The 3,858-nt window shown below is 53.1% G+C and carries 4 protein-coding genes; 3 read left to right on the forward strand and 1 reads right to left on the reverse strand.

The window, feature by feature from the left end; all coding sequences use genetic code 11:
- Together M5G11_RS23720 and M5G11_RS23725 are read left to right on the forward strand one after the other, a co-directional pair.
- Positions 1-361: hypothetical protein (locus M5G11_RS23720; RefSeq protein WP_273913934.1), on the forward strand; the 361-nt coding region annotated here is incomplete at its 5' end.
- Positions 362-820, forward strand: a complete 459-nt coding sequence (locus M5G11_RS23725) for a hypothetical protein (RefSeq protein ID WP_081315124.1) — start codon at positions 362-364, stop codon at positions 818-820.
- Positions 821-1,223: 403 nt separating this feature from the next.
- Here M5G11_RS23725 and M5G11_RS23730 read toward each other — a convergent pair whose 3' ends face one another.
- Positions 1,224-1,589, reverse strand: a complete 366-nt coding sequence (locus M5G11_RS23730; RefSeq protein WP_273913935.1) for a helix-turn-helix domain-containing protein — start codon at positions 1,587-1,589, stop codon at positions 1,224-1,226.
- A 131-nt stretch (positions 1,590-1,720) separates the two neighbouring features.
- Here M5G11_RS23730 and M5G11_RS23735 point away from each other — a divergent pair.
- A partial coding sequence (locus M5G11_RS23735; protein WP_273913936.1) for a CHC2 zinc finger domain-containing protein occupies positions 1,721-3,858 on the forward strand: 2,138 nt, incomplete at its 3' end.

Here is a 3,858-nt window from a genome sequence, read left to right on the forward strand (position 1 = left end):
TGGTCCAAAAGGCGCAGGTGAGGTTGCCTCTATAGGCGGAAAGACCTGTGTTTATAACTGCGTTGTTGATGGCGTGACTCGTTACGTTGGAATAACCGACGACATAGTTAAACGCGGTCAAGCTCACCTCAGACAAAAAGGTATAGTGGTTTCAAAAATCAGAGGGCTTGACAATATTTCTCGTGCTGACGCTCGGGCAGTTGAGCAGACACTGATCGATTACCATGGCCTTGGTAAAGATGGCGGCACGTTAATCAATAAAATCAACTCTATATCGTCTGTCAAAAACCCGACCAAGTATGAACAGGGTTTGATTCGTGGTGCTGAGCTGCTGAAAAAAGCTGGATATGAAGGATTTTAAATGGCTAAGAAAGTAAAGCTGGGCGACATTTTGCAGGTGTTAACCTCGCAAGGTGTCGCATATGCGCAAGTTACTCATAAGCACCCGGAGTTCGGTTTTTTAATTCGTGTTTTCCCCGGATTTCATAATGAGCAACCAAAAGATTTTTCAACGGTAGTTGAGGGCGAGCCACAATTTTCTGCATTCTTTGTTGTTCAAAGTGCGGTAAATCAAGGCCTCCTATCCGTTGTGGAAAATGTCCCAGTGCCCGAAAGGCTACAAGTATTTCCTACATTCCGCTCCAGGAATGGCGGACCGGGTGGTTCCCTTTGGCTGTGGGATGGTAAAGAGTCATTTCGACTCGAAAGAGAATTTAGGCCTAATGAATTGGAGTATCCGACAGAAGGAATTATCAGTGCGCCATTGCTTGTTGAGCGTATTGAAAAGAATTACAGAGCCGAGACCCATGAGGTCTGGTGAACTGTAGAAGTTTCAACTTGATCTGACACTCTCGACACCGGCCTAGCGCCGGTGTTTTTGCACCCTGATTGCACCCTATTTGCATCCTTTCTGCAGTCAAGTTGCACCCCTTTTGCACCCACCCTGACGACCTACGGTCTATCTGCTCAATACGCCCTTTTTCAGCATGATTTTTCGCTCCTTAACAGGAGCAAAATCTCAATACACAACACGCACCTCTTGCGAGGTGGATATTTTCTATATGTATCAATTAGTTATCCGGTTTCTGTCTGCTGGGTTCTGCTATACATTTGTAATACAAAACGAGTGTTTCACCCAGCAAATACTGGCGTGGGTTGTATAGCATTTGTTATACACAGCAGCAGCCCCACAGGGCTGGTTCCTTTTTCCAGGTTGGCCCGTTTTATTGGACCGGCAAGCTGTCTCTTTTAGTCGCAGCTTGTGTCCAGCGCTTGGCGTCGTGCATGTGCAATACGCTGCTGATCACTGTCTCCAGGGCTTCGCGCTCTTTGTCATCCAGCTTGGAGATTGCCTCGAACTGAAGTTTTAGGCGGTCATCCGGCCCACGTTCTCCCTCATCAAATAGCAGCATATCGGCGCTGACACTCAGAGCCAGAACGGTCCTTCGAAAGACTTCGATGGTCGGTTGTGTTGTGCCTGCTTCATAGCGCCGTAGCTGCGAAATGTGCACGCCAATGGTGTCAGCCATCTGTTGCTGTGTCAGTCCGCGCTCTTTGCGCAGTGCTGCCAAGCGTTGAGGGAAGCTCATGGGCAGAACCAGCGTTGGGAAATGGACCATGAGTCTATGCCTCGTTTTTTTGCTGCTTGACGTGAGATAGCATATTAGGATTAATTAAATATAGCTAATATGATTGTTGACGCATTTTAGGAGAAACCCCGATGGCCCGCATCCCCGAAGCCGAGCTGGAACGCCTCAAGCGTGAGGTGTCACTGGTTCGGCTGATCCAGTCGCAGGGCCATGAGTTGAAAAAGCGCGGCAAGGATTGGGTGATGCACTGCGTGTTTCATGACGAAAGCACGCCCAGCCTGTCGGTCTCCGAGGAGAAAAATCTCTATCACTGCTTCGGCTGCGGGGCCGCTGGTTCGGTGCTTGATTGGGTAATGAAAACCCAAGGCGTATCGTTGCCGCACGCGGTTCAACTGCTGCGCAACGACGCGCCACTGGAGAACACGGAAAAAGTCGGTGTGACACGCAGCCATGCTCGACACCTCCCTTCTTTAGCTGCAGGCGCTTCTGATCTTGAAGCCGCAGCGCTGCTGCGTTCGGTGGTCGAGTTCTATCACGCCAATTTCAAACAGTCCCCCGAAGCACTGGCCTATCTGGAATCTCGCGGCCTGAACCATCCCGAGCTGATCGAACACTTTCAGCTAGGCTATGCCAATAAAACCCTGACGTATCGCTTGCCCGCAGGGCATACCCAGGCCGGTCGGCAGGTGCGACAGCACCTGCAAGATTTAGGGGTTTTACGCTCTACCGGGCACGAACATTTAAACGGTTGTCTGGTCGTGCCGGTGCTGGGTCTGGAAGACGGCGCCCAGCCGGAGCAGTCCGGGCGGGTGATGCAGCTTTACGGGCGGCGGATGCAGGCAAACAACAAACTGCACAATCAGCCCCGCCATTTGTATTTGGCCACGCCGTTGCGCGGGGTTTGGAACGAGGCGGCGTTGCTGGCCAGCCTGGAAATTATTCTCTGTGAATCGCTGATCGACGCCATGACGTTTTGGTGTGCAGGTTTTCGCAATGTCATCAGCGCCTATGGCGTGAACGGTTTTTCCCAAGACCATTGGCAGGCCCTGAAACACCACGGCACCCAGCGGGTAATCATTGCTTTTGACCGCGACTCAGCGGGAGACGCAGCAGCCGAAAAACTGGCCGAGGAACTACGCTCTGCCGGCATCGAAGTGTTTCGTTTGTTGTTCCCACAAGGCATGGACGCCAACGCTTTCGCCTTGCAGGTGGAAAACCCGGCTCAGGCACTGGGCGAGTTGTTGCAACAGGCGTTGTGGCAGGGCAAAGGCACGCCGGTTTTGGTTGAGCCAGAAACCACTTTTTCTTTAGCCGCTGCGCCGCAGGCAACCGCCGATCTGCCACCGCTGCCGGGAGTTTTCGATTCGGAAACTTTGACGGTAGTGGGGCCAGTTTCCGAATCGGAAACTTTCAGCGAAAACGCCCAGGGCGATCTTTTATTGGTCGTGGCCGACCGCCGATGGCGGGTGCGCGGCTGGAAAAAGAACCTTGGCCCGGAACAGATGCGAGTCAATGTACAGGTGCGCCGCGAGGTCGCAGAAGACCACGCACCGGGCCGCGAAGCGGCCTATTACGTGGACAGTTTTGATTTGTATGCGGCCAAAGCCCGGTATAGCTATTTGAAACAGGCCAGTATCGAGCTGGGCGTGCCAGAAGAAATCATCAAGCGCGACTTGGGCAAACTATTGCTCAAGCTGGAAGGTTTGCAGGAAGCCTCGATCCAAGCGGCACTGGCCCCGAAAAATCCCACGCCGACGCTGAGCGCGGAGGATGAACTGGCCGCATTAAACCTGTTGCGTGCGCCCAATCTGATCGAGCGCATCGAGGCAGATTTGACCCGTTGCGGTGTCGTCGGTGAATCCTACAACCTGCTGGCCGGGTATTTGGCGGCGGTTTCCAGAAAACTGGATCAGCCCTTGGCCGTGTTGATTCAGTCATCGAGCGCGGCGGGCAAAAGCTCGCTGATGGACGCGGTTCTAAATCTGATGCCGGAAGAAGAACGCATCCAGTACAGCGCCATGACCGGCCAGAGTCTTTTTTATCTTGGCGAAACGGACCTGCAACACAAGATCCTCGCCATCGCCGAAGAAGAGGGTGTCCGCCAAGCGGCTTATGCCTTGAAACTGCTGCAATCAGACGGCGAATTGACCATTGCCAGCACCGGCAAGGACGAAGCCACCGGCAACCTGGTGACCAAGCAATACAGCGTCAAAGGCCCCGTGATGTTGATGCTCACCACCACGGCCATTGACGTGGACGAAGAACTGCT

It is taken from the genome of Pseudomonas fontis, assembly GCF_028656955.1.
GTDB classification, from domain to species: domain Bacteria; phylum Pseudomonadota; class Gammaproteobacteria; order Pseudomonadales; family Pseudomonadaceae; genus Aquipseudomonas; species Aquipseudomonas fontis.